The organism is Alterotamlana spongicola, assembly GCF_035818475.1.
Taxonomy (GTDB): domain Bacteria; phylum Bacteroidota; class Bacteroidia; order Flavobacteriales; family Flavobacteriaceae; genus Cognatitamlana.
This window is the reverse complement of the sequence record NZ_JAYMGV010000001.1, coordinates 159,160-174,741: the sequence shown is the minus strand read 5'-3', so window position 1 is coordinate 174,741 and position 15,582 is coordinate 159,160. Positions and strand designations below refer to the sequence as shown.

General features: G+C 29.0%; 13 protein-coding genes. 6 read left to right on the top strand and 7 right to left on the bottom strand.

The genetic code is table 11. The features are described from left to right. Nucleotides 1-231: 231 nt before the first annotated feature. Nucleotides 232-483, bottom strand: coding sequence for a hypothetical protein (locus tag VOI54_RS00785; RefSeq protein ID WP_326280801.1), 252 nt, complete (start codon nucleotides 481-483; stop codon nucleotides 232-234). 232 nt (nucleotides 484-715) lie between these two features. On the opposite strand from VOI54_RS00785, the gene VOI54_RS00780 reads away from it, so the two are divergent. After that, on the top strand, nucleotides 716-2,335 hold the full coding sequence (locus VOI54_RS00780; RefSeq protein WP_326280800.1) for a hypothetical protein: 1,620 nt from the start codon (nucleotides 716-718) through the stop codon (nucleotides 2,333-2,335). A gap of 179 nt (nucleotides 2,336-2,514) precedes the next feature. On the opposite strand, the gene VOI54_RS00775 is transcribed toward VOI54_RS00780, so the two are convergent. Then, entirely contained in the window at nucleotides 2,515-3,522 is a 1,008-nt protein-coding gene (locus tag VOI54_RS00775) for an exodeoxyribonuclease VII large subunit (RefSeq protein WP_326280799.1), read from the bottom strand. Nucleotides 3,523-3,677: 155 nt separating this feature from the next. Here VOI54_RS00775 and VOI54_RS00770 point away from each other — a divergent pair, with 155 nt between their 5' ends. Together VOI54_RS00770 and VOI54_RS00765 are read left to right on the top strand one after the other, a co-directional pair. After that, the gene (locus VOI54_RS00770; protein WP_326280798.1) at nucleotides 3,678-5,735 is read left to right on the top strand and encodes a hypothetical protein; all 2,058 of its coding nucleotides are present in this window, start codon (nucleotides 3,678-3,680) and stop codon (nucleotides 5,733-5,735) included. After that, complete coding sequence (locus tag VOI54_RS00765) at nucleotides 5,732-6,178, top strand: ASCH domain-containing protein (protein WP_326280796.1); 447 nt, start codon at nucleotides 5,732-5,734, stop codon at nucleotides 6,176-6,178. The genes VOI54_RS00770 and VOI54_RS00765 overlap by 4 nt, the downstream gene beginning before the upstream one ends. 45 nt (nucleotides 6,179-6,223) lie before the next feature. On the opposite strand, the gene VOI54_RS00760 is transcribed toward VOI54_RS00765, so the two are convergent. Further along, nucleotides 6,224-6,454, bottom strand: a complete 231-nt coding sequence (locus tag VOI54_RS00760) for a helix-turn-helix domain-containing protein (protein ID WP_326280795.1) — start codon at nucleotides 6,452-6,454, stop codon at nucleotides 6,224-6,226. A gap of 93 nt (nucleotides 6,455-6,547) precedes the next feature. On the opposite strand from VOI54_RS00760, the gene VOI54_RS00755 reads away from it, so the two are divergent. Next, nucleotides 6,548-7,012, top strand: a complete 465-nt coding sequence (locus tag VOI54_RS00755; protein WP_326280794.1) for a hypothetical protein — start codon at nucleotides 6,548-6,550, stop codon at nucleotides 7,010-7,012. Here the strand turns inward: VOI54_RS00755 and VOI54_RS00750 are convergent. The 4 genes from VOI54_RS00750 to VOI54_RS00735 form a co-directional block, all read right to left on the bottom strand. Continuing rightward, the gene (locus VOI54_RS00750; protein ID WP_326280793.1) at nucleotides 7,009-7,734 is read right to left on the bottom strand and encodes a helix-turn-helix transcriptional regulator; all 726 of its coding nucleotides are present in this window, start codon (nucleotides 7,732-7,734) and stop codon (nucleotides 7,009-7,011) included. The two genes, VOI54_RS00755 and VOI54_RS00750, sit on opposite strands and share 4 nt — an antisense overlap. 497 nt (nucleotides 7,735-8,231) lie before the next feature. Further along, nucleotides 8,232-8,600 (bottom strand): helix-turn-helix domain-containing protein, encoded by a 369-nt coding sequence (locus VOI54_RS00745; protein WP_326280792.1) that lies wholly within the window; start codon nucleotides 8,598-8,600, stop codon nucleotides 8,232-8,234. A 95-nt stretch (nucleotides 8,601-8,695) separates the two neighbouring features. Next, nucleotides 8,696-9,649, bottom strand: coding sequence for a hypothetical protein (locus VOI54_RS00740; protein WP_326280791.1), 954 nt, complete (start codon nucleotides 9,647-9,649; stop codon nucleotides 8,696-8,698). Next, nucleotides 9,639-10,943, bottom strand: a complete 1,305-nt coding sequence (locus VOI54_RS00735; RefSeq protein ID WP_326280790.1) for a tyrosine-type recombinase/integrase — start codon at nucleotides 10,941-10,943, stop codon at nucleotides 9,639-9,641. Before VOI54_RS00735 ends, VOI54_RS00740 begins: the two co-directional genes overlap by 11 nt. A gap of 358 nt (nucleotides 10,944-11,301) precedes the next feature. Between VOI54_RS00735 and VOI54_RS00730 the strand changes: the two genes are divergently transcribed. Both VOI54_RS00730 and VOI54_RS00725 read left to right on the top strand, forming a co-directional pair. Continuing rightward, a complete protein-coding gene (locus VOI54_RS00730) occupies nucleotides 11,302-12,897 on the top strand; it encodes a tetratricopeptide repeat protein (protein WP_326280789.1) in 1,596 nt (531 codons plus the stop codon). A gap of 160 nt (nucleotides 12,898-13,057) precedes the next feature. Next, nucleotides 13,058-15,025 (top strand): T9SS type A sorting domain-containing protein, encoded by a 1,968-nt coding sequence (locus tag VOI54_RS00725; RefSeq protein ID WP_326280788.1) that lies wholly within the window; start codon nucleotides 13,058-13,060, stop codon nucleotides 15,023-15,025. Nucleotides 15,026-15,582: the final 557 nt, after the last annotated feature.

The following is a 15,582-nucleotide window of genomic DNA, read 5'->3' as shown; positions in this document are numbered from 1 at the left end:
TCATAATCATTGCTTTTAATGGTGTTATTAAATATTGTGGTTTAATAAACAGCCAAACTCTGACTAAGAGTATAGTAAAGTCTATAGACTTAGTAACCTTTAGAACCAAGATTTTTATCTCATATTAAGATTGTTTTTTAACGAACTTTATCTGAAAATGTTGGTTTAGATTTGGTTATAAAAATAAAGAAAATTCTTATAATAAGTTAATGTAAAGAGTTATTATTTAATTTATAAGTTTGTTTTAAAATATTTGAATATATCAGGAGAATATTTCTCCATTTCATGACCACATTTAAAACTTCTTACTTCTGTGATTGTATTGAATTCTGAATTATAAACAAGTTCAACAAAAAACTTATCTATCGCATAACAGTTAATACGAATATCTGTTGTTACATAATTATCCAAAAAGATACCAATATCATGTACAATAGCTTGCTTTTCTTCAAATGATAGTATGTTGAACTCATATAAGGTCACTAGTCTATAATTGCTTCTTTTTTAATTCTGTTATTGGTTTCACAAAGGTTTATTACATAAGGTTAAAATGAATCGTCATTTGTCTAGTTTTTTTTTGTAAATTGTTAGTCTCCCTAAAACTAAATAATTAATTTTTAATAGTCTTTGCTTAGTCAATAAAAAATCATTTTATGAATCTGTTGATAGAGGAATATATTTTGTGGTTTTATAGTACACACTAAATTAATTTATCATGAATTTACAATTTAAAAGAATCATTTTTGTTCTAGTATTTTTAGTTTATTTTATAAATGACGTTAAGGCCAATAGTATAATTACAGAGAATTATAAAGAGGATTTAATTTGCATAAATGAAAATTATAGCCTAGAAAGTTTTAATAATTATGATATAATTGATTTAGGCAAGTATCTTGATGAAATTCAAGGAAGAATTGATAGAATACTTGCAACTCTTGTTGAGAGATTAGATATAATGATTGAGGCAAGATTATGGCAACTTTCTATTGATTTGCAAAACATAAGGATACAATTTGCCAAGGATTTGAATAAATCTTTAGATAAAGTAGATGCAGGTATTCAAAATAAGTTAGATCAAATCAATAACATTTTAAATCAACAAGGAGATAAGCTATATAGAGAACTATACAAATTGGAAACAGTATTAGCTGTTGACCTTCATGCTATTTTATCTAAAACAGTACTTTACAAGGAAAAATCCTATGAGCCTAAGTTTTCATACATTAGAAATTCTATATTAAAGTATGATTCTAAATCTGAATTTTATAGAGTAATTGTTGGAGGAACTGCTTTGGCTTACAATAATAAAGCCTATTTATTGTTAGAGGGAGATACAGTGCCCTATGAAGCGTTCCCTTCATTTAGTCCAGGAACTGCAACACCTTATGAGGTGGTGTTTGAGATTCCAACAGATTCTATTAATAAATACTTCAAAAAGAAAAAATATGACAGATTGAAATTTAGAATTTCAACTAAGATTCCAATTAAGAAAAAACGTAAAAAACGAAAAGAAATAAAGTTAGACGCAGCGTTAATATTATTACCACAAGAATTATTTAAGTATGAAATAACAGAAAAATTTAATAAGCAAACCTTCGTCCCTTGCAATCCCACTTGTATAGAAAATCTTCCATCAAAAGAAACAAACATTACATCAATTGAGACAAACATTGATTTTTCTATTGGAAAGGATAAGAAATTCATTGGACTTACCAAAATCAATATTTGGGATGGTGCCAATAATGTAATTGCGAAGAAACCTGATTATAAAGTTTGGTCAAAGTACGAAGATTACTATGTTCTGGCAAAAGACCCAGTCATACAAGATGACGGAAGTATTAGAATTAAAATCAGAGATTTTCGAGTTAGTGGTGGAGGAAGAGGGGTTGCAAATAATATGTTTAATAATTTAAAGGAATATAATCGAAATCAATTATGGAGTAATAATCTTAAAGCGGAATTAGATAATATGTCAGAAAGGATTGGCTTAGCGTTTGGTACAACCCATATTGGAACAGTTGGAAGACGTAAAATCGATATAAGTTTTGAATATCATAAATCTAAAGACACATTAGTAACAAAAGAAGTAAAGTTCGATACTGACAATGAATTTCTAGGTACTGGAACATATAAATCAGAATTATTAACAAAAGTAAATGCTACTTGGGAAATTAAGATTTATCCAACGTTTTTATCGAAAAAACCAGATGATCCAATTGAAATTACTTTTGATAATTCAAATAGAACCACTGACAAGTTAGCAGGGTTTTTAACAATAACATTAACAACTCCTCCTGTTGGTAATGTAGAACAGATAAGAATAGATATTGATTAAAGTTCATTAAACGTAGATATTAATAATATAAATTCTGCTAAATTCTCATATATAGAATTTTTATTTTAACCGTTGCACGAAGTAATTGTATGATTACTGGCAACTAATTATTTATGGTGGTTTGAGTACTAATTAAATTTATATATTAGAAGTAAGCATAATTAATGTTGCAAACTTTATTAAAAAGCTACTAAAAGGTAAATTAAATATCCTACAATTAATAATAAAAAGGCAGCCAATATGGATACAAATAATAATGTTTTTTTCTTTGAAGAAAGTTGATTGGTAATAAGTAATTTTTCATTCTCCACTTCCTTTTTATATTTCGATATTTCCATGTTTTTGCTACTAAGCAGCTTCAATCGTTGCTTATGAATATTAACTATTTTCTGTAAAAACACACCAACAGATGTGGGTGTAGATAAACCTTTGTCAGAAACACGTTGTAAGAGCGTTTTGTCAGAATCATGACCAATTCCAGTAATAAATGGTATTGGTAGTTCTATAGCTTTCTTACACAGTTCTATTTCATTAAAAACTTCTAATCCACTTCCGCCACCACGAAGAATAATTAATAAGTCAGAATCAGAAAAATTGTAGCTGTTTAAAAATTTAAGAATATCATCTTTTGAAGATAGATTACATTTATGATGTCGAATAATATAATATTCTTTATCAAGTAGCTGATTACTGTAATCATCTTTAGAAGTAGATTGAACTCCAGTAATAATATCAATAATAGGTTTGTCTTCTTTCTCTATCTTTTCTAAAAGAATATCTTGAATGATTGGAAATTCTCTATCAAATCTAGCTCTTATGATATCGTATTCCACCTTTGAAACTAATTGGACTTCTTTTTCGAGTTTTAAAACCTTTGTAGCCCTAAAAAATACTTTTAAGCGTGAGTCATTATCTAATGATTGAGCTTTAGTTATAAAACCTTGTAGCTTGTAATATTGTCCTGATACGAGCTGTTTTTTAATATCTTCAGAGAATTGTACAGTAATTCTATTTCTTTTATCCTTGCTGACTAATTCATCATAATAATACTTACCATAAAGTTTACCTTGTTTATCAAAATAGAAACTCTCTAAAACTATTATTTGACCGTCTAAAATTGACGAAAGACTATTAGCGTATAATGTTTGTAGTGTAGATACTGTAATAATACCGTTCGTTTCGGACATATAAAGTTATATTGAATTATAAATATAATAAAGGGTGGTTGAGTAACAAAAAAAATGTCTGTATTTAAAGTTCTAAATTAAATACATAAGTTTTGTAAGCTGTTTCCTTATATTTGGATTTGCAATAATTAGCTGAATCTTTCAATACTCTGGACTTGATAATTGAAAAAATAAATAATATAAAATCTATTAAATTCAGAAATGCTGTTGAATTAGGAGATAAAAATTCTAAAACTCTTGGTTTTTTACCAGTCGTTGCTTTTGAAAAATATGCAAAACAAAACCAACTTATTGGGGCTTTTGAATCACACACAAATGAACTGCTAGGCTATATTTTATATAGAGTTTCATATAATCGAGTTACTATTGTTCACTGTTGTATAGATGAAAAATACAGAAATAATAATACCGCATTTAAATTAGTAACTTATTTAAAGAAGAACACAAAACAATATGAAGCAATAAAACTGAGTTGTAGGAATGATTACGGAGTCGATCATGTTTGGGAAAAATGCAATTTTGTTCCAATTCAAGAGAAAATTGGAAGAAGCAAAAAAAAATTGCCTTTAACTATTTGGTGGTACCCACATTATCAAAACAATTTACTTACTCAAATATCAGAGTATGAGTTAAACAATAAAATAGTTGCGGTTATTGATATGAATATTTTTCTCGATATTAAAGATGATAGAGAAGAAGAAAGTTTAGCTTTAAAGAGTGACTGGCTATTGTCGGAAGCAATTCTTTACTATACAAGAGAAATTTACAATGAAATAAATAAAGCAAAAACTCCTGAGTTAAAAAAATCGAGTAGAAAACTTTTAAATTATTTCAAGGAATTACCGTTTAAAGATGAAGATGAATTTTTTAAAATTCAAACAGAACTAAAAGAAAAATTTCCTTTAAGGAATAAAAATGACAAATCTGATTTAAACCATATAGCATACTCTATTTCAGGTGGAGCACAATTTTTTATAACAAGAGATTCTGAGATTTTAGAAAATAAAGAATATTTTAAAAAGTATGACTTAACAATATATAGACCTAGCGAATTCATAACACATCTTGATGAAAACATACAAGTTTCTAAATATAAACCAGAAACATTAATAGGTACTGATATAAGTACAACGAGAGTAACAAGTGATAACATAAACCTTTTTACTACTACCTTTTTAAAATCTACAGAAAGAAAAAGTCATTTTCAAAGAATCATACGAAATTCTCTCTCTTTTCCAAACAAATTTGAGCTAATAACAATTTCCAAAAAAGAAATATTGTTGGCTTTTTTAATTTTTGATAGAACATCAGATAAAAAATTAAAGATTCCTGTTTTTAGGTTTACAAATAATAGCTTAAAAACTACACTTTCTAAACACTTACTTTTTAAATCTATACTAACTTCAATTAATGAAGAACGAGTCATTATAGAAATAACTGAAAAATACCTAGACAGCGATATTATAATTAATATTCAAGAAGCAAGATTCGTTGGAGTTGAAAACACTTGGGTTAAGATTAATATCAATGGGGTTTTAGAAGTAAATGAAATAAAAAAACGACTTATAGATGAGCCAAGCACAAAAGAAATATTTAGTAAAATAATTTCTAATCTCGATGAAAATAATGATGAAAGCTCCTTTAAAAAGTTATATCAATACGAAAGATATTTTTCCCCTATAAAAATTAAAGAATTAGATGTTCCGAATTACATAGTTCCGATTAAACCACAATGGGCAGAAGAATTATTTAATGATAAATCAAAAGAAAAATTAGCCTTGTTTGAACCAAAATATGAGTTGCTACTTAATAGAGAAAATGTTTATTACAGATCAGCAACTCCAAGAATACTAAATTCTCCTGCAAGAGTTTTATGGTATTTAAGCGAAAATAAATCTACTGGAGAAAAAGGTAGTATTATAGGAACGGCATATATTGATGAAGTTTTTATAGATAAACCTAAAAAACTATTTAAACAATTTGAAAAATTAGGTATCTATAAATGGAAACATGTTGTTGAAACAGCAGGTGCAAAGGAAAAGATAATGGCTTTTGTGTTTTCGGATACAGAATTATTTAAAAGCCCTATATCTTTAAAAAAGATATGTACTCAATTTGATGTTTTAGAAAATAAAAAATTTATGGTACTTGCACCAAGAAAAGTAAAAACTGAAACGTATCTTGCATTATATAAATTAGGAATGGATTTATGATTCAAAGTAAAGATTTATTAATCATTTCTGTAAAACCAGAATACGCTAGGAAAATACTCAAAGGAGAAAAAACTATTGAGTTACGCAAATGTGCTCCAAAAAAAGCAGGAAAAGATGATTACATTTTAATCTATGTCACAGCTCCTGTGAAAGAATTATGGGGGATTTATAAAATTGAGAATATCATTAAAGAAAAACCTATTACATTATGGGAAAATTTTGGAGAAAAAACAGGGATTACCAAACAAGAATTTAATAATTACTTTAAAGAAAATAAAAATGCTTTTGGAATTCAACTACAGGAAGTTAAAAATTTGTTTAAACATTCTATAAAGCTTGACAATTTAAAGAACTTAATACCAGGTTTTATGCCTCCTCAAACTTACAGCTACATTGATTCTAATCTAATTAACTATAGTTCATTAAAAGAGTTGATTTCTTAGTTGTTTGAGTTAACATGTTATTTTTCTAGCAATAAAGTTTAGGTTCTATAAATATTTGAAGAAATCCCTAAAGTCATAGTCTAATGCTTTTGCTATTTTAATTAAAGAAATAACGGAGACTTTATATTCCCCTCTCTCGATTCTCCCAACCTGATTTTTAGAAATTTCAGAATCAGTAGCTAGGTTATATTGAGTAATACCTTTTTCCTCTCGAATTTCTCGAACTCTTTTTCCAAGTTTTAATAAAATCTTATTTTCTTGTTCTTTTGTTAGCACATTATAAATGTGCGAGAATCGAATCAAAAACCTTAACCCAAATTTGGGTTAATTATATGTTTATGTTATTTTGGCTAAATAAAAAATTTAAACATGAATAACAGCCTTGTCAATCAAATTAATTCTTTTGTTAATCAAAACAAATATGATGTTTTAGAAATATTATTTGCAGAATTTCAATCAAACGTTATAAGAAATGAAGGAAATAATATTATGCCAGTTAAAAGTAATCTTTATGGGTGGAGATTGTTTTTAATAAAAGAATATGATGGAGACTATTGTATAATATATACACTTGATGGTCCGAGGTTTGTTTATTTTTTAAACACAGACATAAACAATTTCAAAACTGATAGATTAAATCTAATTATTACTAATTTTAGAAATACTTCACTTAAAACTATAAAGGGAGAGTCACTATCAATTCTTAATAATACACTTTCTTTAATTGTGCATTTTGAAATAGGGAAGGTTAGGTCTAACCAGAGATTCAGCAAACCAATAAATTTTAAATTAGGATATACACATCCAGAATTAAAAGGTCTTATTAAAAGTTAAGCAACTCTTTTTTCATTTAGGTGTCTTCTTATAGTTCTGGTGCTTATACCTAATTTTTCAGCTATATCTTTTCGTTTAGTTATTCCTGAAGCTATAAGTTCTTGAATTTTATCTTCGGTTTTTTGATATGTATTATTCCCTGTTAATTTTGATCGCAGTATTACTCTCTCAGATTTAGATAGTTTATACTTAGGATTATAGATAACCTTGTTGACTTTCTTTGTTTTCCTCTTTAAAGGAATGTCTATACATTTCTCAATTATTATATCAATTTCATTTCCTAGCTTATAGTAGTCTTGTTTTACACGATATGGTATGTACACATTTCTTTGAAAAATCTTGCACAGAACTAATTTTAAGTCATCCACAGTAATATCAAGATTACATTTAATAATAAACCCTCCCATCAATTTAAGGTAAGACTTATAATAGCCATAGTTAACCTTTTTAAAAAGATAATGTGAGAAATCTATGTAATCTACGTTCTCTTTGTATATAGCCTTTTGTCCTTTAAACTCATTTTTATATCTTTTTTGTAAAAGATGCATATTGTTTGTGGAAATACTCAGCTCATTTGCAAAATCCCTCTTATTTTTTTTCTCGAATTTTGGGTTTACATTTTCTTGACTGTTTTCTGGATACTTGTAATTGTTTAATCTTTTAAAATCTTCATTTCTCATGAACATTCCTTTTTTTTGTGATGTTCTTTTTTTGTGTATCATAATTTTTATTTTAAGAGGACATTTTGTTGGCAATAGTCCTAACCAATAATACATGGCCCATAACTTATGCGTGAATAAGGCAATATCTTTTAATGTTAGAATGCTTGAAAAAGAGTTGCGGCTTAATTGTCTGAATAACAATAATAGTTTGGCTTAATTCAGTTCAAAATGAAAAAGCCGCATGTACTAAATAGACTTAATTCACTGTAATTAAAAGATAATGACAACCAACTCTAACAAGTTACTGACCAATCTGTGCGAAGAGGGACGTACTAAATAGAATTAGGATTTCATAACTTTTATTTCTGAATAGGTCGCACTGGTTAAAACCATTACCAAAAATTAAGGAGTTGCCTTTACTTAGGTTATTGGGCTTGATTTAAAAAGCGGACATTTATACATACTATATATAGTAAGACAAATTTTTTGATCCATTTTTGCTAAAAACATAAAATATTGATTTAGAGGTGCTTGTGTTTTTATCCATTTGTAAACGGTTAATTTTTCCCCTCTTTCTGTTCTATGTAATCTATAACATCTAGCCTTTTGTATAAAGGTTTTCTACCTGCTTTACCAGTTGGAACTAATATTCCTTTAACTTTCCAGTTGTGTAAAGTAGTTAATGACTTAACTCCACATAATTTTGCTGTTTCTTCTCTTGTGAGGTACTCTTTTGTAGATTGATTTTTATCTATCTTTAAATTAAGGTTTTGTAATTCGCTTTCAAGTCTTCTTATTTTTGATTCAATAGGTTCTTCTTGTAAAACGAAGTTTAATGATTCTCTAATTAATTGCATTTTTTCAGTTTTAAATTTAACTGTCGCAATAAATCCTATTATATGGGGAATACTTGGAGAACGATTCATAGTATTACATATATGAACCCCTATGTTTGTTTATGTTTTAGAGTTTTAAAGTGAATTATAGGGGAATGGCATAAGTAAAAGAGTCGGATGGAGTCTTATGGAACTAAATTTTTGAAAATTTCCACTATAGAATTAGTTACTTCTATACGCTTGGGGGATTGTTCTTCATTAATTAATTTGGAAATTATTTTACTAATATCCCTACTGGTCTTCTCTTTTCCTTTAAAAAGAAAATTATTACTCCACCATTGATTATAGGTTGTAGGGTTTGTTCTTATTTCTTCAATGAAAAAAGGTCTTAGTTTATTAATGAGGTAGGCAAAATCTATGAGACTTCCATTTGTTAAATCTATTTTCTCGCAGTTTATATCAGGGTAGATAAAGTTTTTAATAAAAATTTCTTCAACTATACTTTCTTCTATAAATTCTGAAATTAATTCTTGGTACAGTTCATGAACATAATTGAAATTTCTGCCAAAAACAGAGTTTGATTTAACAATCTCTATTATTTTAATAGGCATTTCATCAATATACTTCTCCACTTTACTTTTTTGTGCTTTGAGTATTTCTTCATGATGGAATTTTATTGTTTTTATTGGAGTAATATTGTTATGGTCTGACTCTAATGCACAGTCTTTTTGTGATAGTTTTAAATTTATTTCCCAAAGAATTTCTTTTAGCCCATCAATCAAAAAGATAGGGAACTCTCTTCCGTATGTATAAAAATCATTAAGTTCTTTTGAAAAAGTTATTATATCTATAAGGCCTTTGAGTTTTATGTGAAAATCTAACTTATCAATATCAATTTCATTAAAGTTTAGAGTTTGTTTCCATCTATCTTTCTCAATGATATTTTCTTTATTAGTTATTTCAAAAAATAGGTCAATCGTTTTAGAGTATTCGGAATCATCGATATTTATTTTTTTTAAGTTAAAATCTTTGTAGTATTTTGTATAAAGGTAGTTTTCGATTTCAATCCTATTAAGAGGAATTGTCGATACTTTATTTATAAATTCTTTTTTAGAATTATCTAATATGTCAGTTATCATCTTCATTCTTCTTATTTTCTGATTCCCAGTATTCTCTCATTTTTTCCACATGTTCCATTTGAGACTGTTTTAAATATCGTTCAAACTGTGCTTCGCTTTTATGTGTTGTAATAGCCATTATTGTTTTATTGGGTAGATGTCCATAATGATTGGAGGCAAAACTCCTTCTACAAGTGTGAGAAGTGATTAATTCACTTTTAGAGTAGTAATCATTTATCTTTCTATAGGTTTTTTCCCCATTTGGTAATTTTACTTCAATCATTTTTCCCCCAAATATCTTTTTAGTGATTTTAGCTTCAGTCACTACTTCTTTTATATACTTGTTAAATTTTGCATCACTAATAGGTCTTGGAAAATTCCCATTTCGTTTAGATAAAATTGACTTGACATCTTTGTGTATAGGGATAATTGCTTTTGCTGATGTTTTGGTGGTTTCTATCTCAATAGTATTGCTTTTGAGATTGACGTTAGATAGTCTCTTCATGTCAGATATTCGTAGCCCTGTCCAAACACCTATGATTAACCAATCTCTAGCGTTATCTAGTCTTTCGTTATTACTAAAATCTAAATTGTAGATTTTGGAGATTTCGTCTATGTTTAAATAAGTGTCATGTGTTTTTTCTCTCTTAAACGAGAAGTTTCTGTGCTCGAATTCATTGTTTACTTCTATTCCTTGCGTTCTGGCTTCTCTACATGCACCTTTGATTATGTTTAAATGTTTTTGAATATTGGTGCCATTGTAAAATAATTCATTAGCTAAATAACTAACAAAAGCTTTGTGGAAATTTAAATCTATATCTGAAAAACGAAGTTTAGTTTGGCTGTTAGTTTCAAATTCACAAATTCTTTTTAGTGTTGTGCCATATTTGCTAGTGGTGCGATCCCCAATAACTTTACCAGTATCTATATTTATTCTCGTTTTTGAATCTTCAATGTATTTCTCAAAGAAAGGAACAAAAAAGAGTTTGTAATTATCTGACTCTTTTAAAGGTTGTTTGTGAAAATTTGCAATTATTTTATTAAGCCAATCTTTATCTATTCTTTTTCCAGAATTGAAATCTAAATTATAATTTAATATGATATCTTCTTTAAGCTTTAATAGTTTGGGGTTTATAATTCTGTCAAAAGCATTATCAGAAGTTATTTTAACTCTTTGTTGTTTTTTACTCCATAATTTTGGGTCAACAATGAATTTAGTTTTAGCATTTAAATCAAAATCTTTGCTATGGTAAAACCTAACATATATTTGAGATGGGTTAGATTTTGTTTTAATTAAGAATAAGACGTTAGCCATGGGATATATTTGTTTGGCAAAATTACAAAATTCCCGAAATATTCCCGAATATATATGAATTATTATGAATCTTAATGAATTTTAGATTTGGACAAAATCTTGTCATGTGTTATTTTTATTGACTTAATTATGAATATTGAATTTATTGAGAATCATTAAAACACAAAGGGTCTAGTCCAGTTCCCGCTACTAGAAAGCCTCTTGAGAAATCAAGAGGCTTTTTTTATTACTAATTATCGAAGACAATCTTTCAAATTTATAGTATGTTTGCCCTCGCATGAGATATTTTATCTACCTTTTAACTTTCCTATTCTCTAGTGTAATACTTTCACAGGAAATCGATACTACCTTAGTCCGTTTGCAAACGCGAGTTGAGCTTTCAAAAAACACCTCTGATAAGGTAACTGCCATGTTAGCATTGGCAGAGTTTCAATATGAGCACAATTTTAGTATTGCCGAACAAATGGCTAATGAAGTGTCCTTGCTTATTGAAGCAAAAAAAGATAGTATTAGCCAGCAACAACTTGCAAAATTTCACATAATAAAAGGTGTCATAAGTAGAAGAAAAGGCAAGTTTCCAAAAGCTTTGGAATATTATCTTAAGGCTAAAGAGATTTATGAAGCACAAGATAATTTATGGCAGGTCTCTGACGTGTATCATAATATGGGGATGGTATACCGGTCGCAAAAGGTACATGAAAAGGCTGTACAGTTCTATAAAAGATCCATCGACATAAAGACGCCTTTAAAAGATACACATGGTATAGCTGCCGGATATAATATGATGGGCGTATCTTATAGAAAACTTAAGAAGTTAGATTCGGCGGTAATATGTTATGATAAGGCGAAGGTTCTTTTTCAATCTATAAATAGTATAGAGGATGTACAACGTGTCAATAATAATATGGCTACCTTATATAGTACCCAAAAAAAATATGATAAAGCGTTAAAATTACATCAGGAAAATATAGAACAGGCTATCAGGCAAAATCGGCAATATTCTCTCTGTACAGCATATTACAATTTAGCAAGTGTGTATAGAAAATTGGGGGACTACAAAGATGCAATGAAAGCGGCCGATAGTTCATTAGCAATAGCAAAAAGAGAAGGTTTTAAAGAAAATATTGCAAAAGCCTATCTTAGAAAGAGTTTTATTTACAGCAAATTAAATGATTATAAGAAGGCTTATGAGCATTACCGTATTTTTAACAGGCATTCCGATTCCATTTTCAATATAGAAAACATAAAGCAGATTCAAGCTCTAGAACTTAACTATGAGTATGCTAGAGAAAAATTGGCAGATAGTTTAGCGTTTGCACAAGAAAGAAGAGAAGTAGTATTGATAGCTGAAGTTGAACGTTCCAAAAAATGGTTCTACTTTATCTTGTTTATAATCACAATAATAGGAACGGTTGTAATAATATTACTGGAAAAGCGCAATTATAAGAACAAGGCACAGATATTAACGGAAAGGGTAGAAAAAGAGAAAGCAAAAAAAAAATTGTTAGATGAAAAGGTAAGAGCCAATGAAGAAGAAGCAAAACGTTTGATTGCCGATAATAGCATGCGATTGGAGTTTAAACAAAGCTTGCTTGATCGTTTGAAAAACGAGATTAAGCCAAAAGCAGCAGGAAATATAAAGCAAGATATTAACTCTTTGATTTCAGAATTACAGTTGCAAATAACTACTGAAAGTAAGTTATCCATAGCCCAAACTAAAATAGAAGAAGTAAATAAAGGCTTTGATGCTAAGTTGAGGAAATTATATCCTTCCCTGACCAAAACCGAGCGCGAAATATGTGCGCTACTGCGTTTAAATATGACTATAAAAGAGATCATGACGGTTCGTAATACGTCTTTAGATTCAGTGAAGTCTACCCGTTATCGTATCAGAAAAAAAATAGGATTATCTTCTGGGCAAGAACTCGAAAAGTTTATTCAAAGTATATCATAGCATATGCATTTGTTTTAAAAATAAATAACGAGCTATTCATGTCAATTGTCGAAAAATAGGAGCTTGCCACTTTTTGCCACCTATCTTTTTGTCTTTAATGTACCTGCAATTTTTACTATTGTAATAATATATGTTTTATGGGTCAACTTAAACTACTTATATGAAGCACAAATTACTTTTAGCATTGTTTATGGTACTTAATTATTTGGGATTTGCACAAGAAACCTATGTGCCTGATGACAATTTTGAAGCTTTTCTTGAAAGCCAAGGATGGGGTAATGGCATCGCTAATGATGATTATGTAACCACTGCCAGTATAGAAAATGTAACAACGTTAAATCTGAGGTGGCATTCCCCGCAAATTACAGATCTTACAGGAATAGAGGACTTTAAAGCACTTACCAGTTTAGATGTTTTAGGACAAAATTTACAAACTATAGATGTGTCACGAAATACTGAATTAACAAATTTATGGTTAAGCTTTAATGATAGAATATCAAGTGTAGATGTGTCAACTAATACGAAGCTGCAATTTTTAGATATACAAAGTAGAGGCTTATCAGAATTAATATTTTCGGCCCCAACAGTAATTACCTATTTAGATATTAGAGAGTCGCAGTTAACCAGTTTTGATTTGACAGAACACCCTAACATGAATAATTTAAATGCGTCAGGATCAAGTGCACTCACAACCATTGAAGCAATGGGGGTAGCGCCATCAGCTGTTAATATAACTAACTGTACTAACTTACAATGTGTAGCAGTTGACAATGTTATTGAAGCAGTGGCTGGTAGTGGAGCTTATACGAATTGGCTGGAAGACGATACCTCAATATATAAAGACAGGCTATGTCTTACCTATGTGCCAGATGATAATTTTGAAGCCTATCTGGAAACACATCATAGAGATGCCGAGGTGCCTTTTGGAGACCCTACAAGTATGGGTAATGGTATTGCTAACGATAATTACGTGTATACATCCGCCATAGAAAATATAGCGTATTTAAATGTTTCAGATGAAGGCATTACAGATCTTACAGGGCTTGAAGGTTTTCATGCATTAAAGGAATTGCGTTGTTTTAAGAATATTTTAGGGGATTTGGATCTCACGGCAAATACTAATCTAGAAGTTATTGAATGCTCAGGCGCTGGATTAACGAGTATAAATGTAGGCGGGCTTGTAGCGTTAACCAAGTTACGTGTAGGGGGTAATAGTTTAACAACTATTGATGTATCTTCAAATACAGCATTAACAACCTTGAACTGTACGCACAATAACTTAAGCAATTTGGATGTGAGCTCCAATATACTTTTACAGGAGTTACGTTTTACTAATAATACCTTGACAAATATTGATGTAAGTGTTAATACAGATCTTAAGTCATTATATTGTAATGAAAATAATCTTACAAGTTTAGATATTCAAAATAACACAAAACTAACAGCGTTAGATTGTGCTGAAAACTCATTAACGGCATTGGATGTTAGTCTTCATCCTGATTTAATATCACTAAGTTTTAATAATACATCTATCAATTCGATAGATTTGAGTAATAATCCAAACTTAAAGGTTTTAGAATGTAATAATACCGGATTAACAAGTTTAAATATAAACAGTAATGTCCAGTTAATTGAGTTGTATTTAAATGATAACCAGTTAACAGAATTAGATCTTAGTAACCATTTAATGTTTGAATATTTGGAGTGTCGAAATAATAATTTACAAAGTTTAAATGTAAAGAATGGGAATATTACCGAAACGGAAATATATACCAGTGGAAATACAAATTTGAGCTGTATCCAGGTAGATGATGCTCTTTGGGCAGAAACCGAATGGAGAAGTGATGTTGATGCCCATACACGTTTTAGTACAGATTGTGAAGGAGTCTTGACCATTGAAGAAGAAATTTTGGAAAAAGTGATTTTGTATCCCAACCCTGTAAAAAACATATTAATTATTCAAACAATTGAAAGTTTAAGCAAAGTAGAGGTTTATACAGTTTTAGGACAAAAACTAATGGAAAGTTATCAAAATACTATTGATGTGTCGCAGCTTTCTAGCGGAACCTATGTGTTAAAAATATATGCCCATAATAAAACTGGAATAAAACAATTTATTAAGAACTAAGGCAATAATTTAGTATTTATAGATTAATCATATGTAACAAAAGGCTTTCAGTACTGAAAGCCTTTCGTTTTTAACTTGTAGCAATTGTTCTTAAGTCAACATTAAAAAGAATCCTCTTGTGTGGTGGTTAATTCTAAATTAAGTGGTCAAAGTTTCAAATATTGAATCAAATTTTTCCAATTCTTCAATTAGCGTTTGGTTCTATATTTTTTCTGCACGCTCTACTAGTAAAGACAAAGCTTTCGAGAAATTGAAACTCTTTTTTTATGATTATTAAGTATAGAATATTTTGAGATCAAGGCAAAAATTGTGCTTTATGGGTAATACATCACTTACCAAAAGAAAAGAACGGTTATATCAATTCCATAATTTCTTTAAGACTTAAATTCATACATATTAATGCACATATCAGGTTTGTGTTCTGTTGTAAAGATTTGAAATTTAAAAGGATATGTGCTATTCGTATTTATTTTTTGTAAATCCTTCGTTTAGTTTAATAGCAATGAAATAATAGGCTTCAAATAAAAATACCACACTTCTTATACGAAAACCCGAGC

What these genes read in the sequence shown, in the direction of transcription:
- VOI54_RS00780 (WP_326280800.1), top strand. Translation starts at nt 716, where the DNA reads ATGAATTTACAATTTAAAAGAATCATTTTTGTTCTAGTATTTTTAGTT.
- VOI54_RS00775 (WP_326280799.1), bottom strand. Translation starts at nt 3,522, where the DNA reads ATGTCCGAAACGAACGGTATTATTACAGTATCTACACTACAAACATTA.
- VOI54_RS00765 (WP_326280796.1), top strand. Translation starts at nt 5,732, where the DNA reads ATGATTCAAAGTAAAGATTTATTAATCATTTCTGTAAAACCAGAATAC.
- VOI54_RS00755 (WP_326280794.1), top strand. Translation starts at nt 6,548, where the DNA reads ATGAATAACAGCCTTGTCAATCAAATTAATTCTTTTGTTAATCAAAAC.
- VOI54_RS00750 (WP_326280793.1), bottom strand. Translation starts at nt 7,734, where the DNA reads ATGATACACAAAAAAAGAACATCACAAAAAAAAGGAATGTTCATGAGA.
- VOI54_RS00745 (WP_326280792.1), bottom strand. Translation starts at nt 8,600, where the DNA reads ATGAATCGTTCTCCAAGTATTCCCCATATAATAGGATTTATTGCGACA.
- VOI54_RS00740 (WP_326280791.1), bottom strand. Translation starts at nt 9,649, where the DNA reads ATGATAACTGACATATTAGATAATTCTAAAAAAGAATTTATAAATAAA.
- VOI54_RS00735 (WP_326280790.1), bottom strand. Translation starts at nt 10,943, where the DNA reads ATGGCTAACGTCTTATTCTTAATTAAAACAAAATCTAACCCATCTCAA.
- VOI54_RS00725 (WP_326280788.1), top strand. Translation starts at nt 13,058, where the DNA reads ATGAAGCACAAATTACTTTTAGCATTGTTTATGGTACTTAATTATTTG.